Source organism: Paenibacillus sp. p3-SID867 (genome assembly GCF_025142895.1).
GTDB lineage: Bacteria > Bacillota > Bacilli > Paenibacillales > Paenibacillaceae > Paenibacillus_AQ.
The window spans coordinates 1-1,232 of record NZ_JAMBDM010000054.1; the positions used below are offsets into that span (position 1 = coordinate 1).

Here is a 1,232-nt window from a genome sequence, read left to right on the forward strand (position 1 = left end):
TGGTCATAGCCCCGTCAAGTAGACAATAAAAAAAGAGAAATTTTATTAAGCGGCGACTTTCTCCCGAAACTCAATCGGGGAGAGGTCGCCCAGTTTGTTTTGGAAACGTTCCTTGTTGTAAAACAAAATGTACTCCGTGATTTGGCTCATGGCTTGCTCCAGATTCTGAGGCTTCTCCAAATACAACTTCTCCGTCTTTAAGTGGGAGAAGAACGACTCAATACAAGCATTGTCATAGCAGTTCCCACGCCTGGAATGGCTTCCTGTTAGCTTCTTCTCTTCAAGCAACTTGGCATAGCTTTGTGTTGTATATTGAAACCCTTGGTCCGAATGGAGCAAGGTAGGTCCACATTTCAGTTTCTTCACCGTGTCTGTAACGAGTTTTAAGTCATTTCGTTCGGAGAGTTCCCAGGCCACAATCTCGTTGTTATACAGATCCATCACCACCGAGAGATAAGCAAACTCATGTCCAATCCGGACATACGTAATATCCGTCACCAGCTTCTGCTCAGGAGCCGTAGCCCTAAATTCTCGATTCAAGACATTACGAAACAGGACTGACGGTTTCCGGCCAGCAAAGGGACGCTTCTTGCGAATCACGGAGCGAATATGAAGTTCTCTCATTAAGCGACGCACCTTTTTGTGATTCACCACCAAGCCTTCTTTTCCTAAAGCAGTTCGCATACGTTTGTAACCGAAATAAGGACGAAGCCGATGAATGCCCAAAATGTGTGCTTTCAGATCCGCATCCCGGTCTGCTCGTTTCTCTCTAAGGATAGCGTTCTTTTTCCATTTGTAGTAACCTGCACGTGAAATTTCAGCGATCCTACACAGCCAAACCACGGGAGCCCATTTGCTTATTTCTTGAATGGACTGGCACCGGGCTTCGAAATCCAGCTTCCCTCCCCGTGTAAGTTCGGATTGAGCTTTTTTAGATATTCTACCTGCGCTTTCAGATAAGCATTTTCTTCTTCTGCACTACTAAAATGCTTCTTCGTCCAGCGTCCCCGGTAATCCTCAAAACTCTCTCCGTTCTGGCTTTTACGTACCCATGTGATAATCTGGCTCTCACTTTTAATTCCAAACTTCTCCATAATCCGGCTGTACGCCCAACCTTCTTCCACTCGCAAACGAACGGCCTCTTTCTTCGTTTCTTCACTATATCGATTAAAAGTTTGACCTTTCTTCGCTGGCATAACAAAAATCCCCTCCGGTATCCAGTGTTTGAGTTC

1 protein-coding gene is annotated in these 1,232 nt (G+C 45.5%); it reads right to left on the reverse strand.

Translation table 11 applies throughout. The annotated features are described in order from the left end of the window. Window positions 1-45: 45 nt before the first annotated feature. Window positions 46-1,196 (reverse strand): IS3 family transposase gene (locus M4D81_RS34630; protein WP_397376911.1). Its coding sequence is split into 2 segments (ribosomal slippage): window positions 46-935 and window positions 935-1,196, totalling 1,152 coding nucleotides; the frame shifts between segments, so codons are not numbered across the junction. Between the last annotated feature and the right edge of the window lie 36 nt (window positions 1,197-1,232).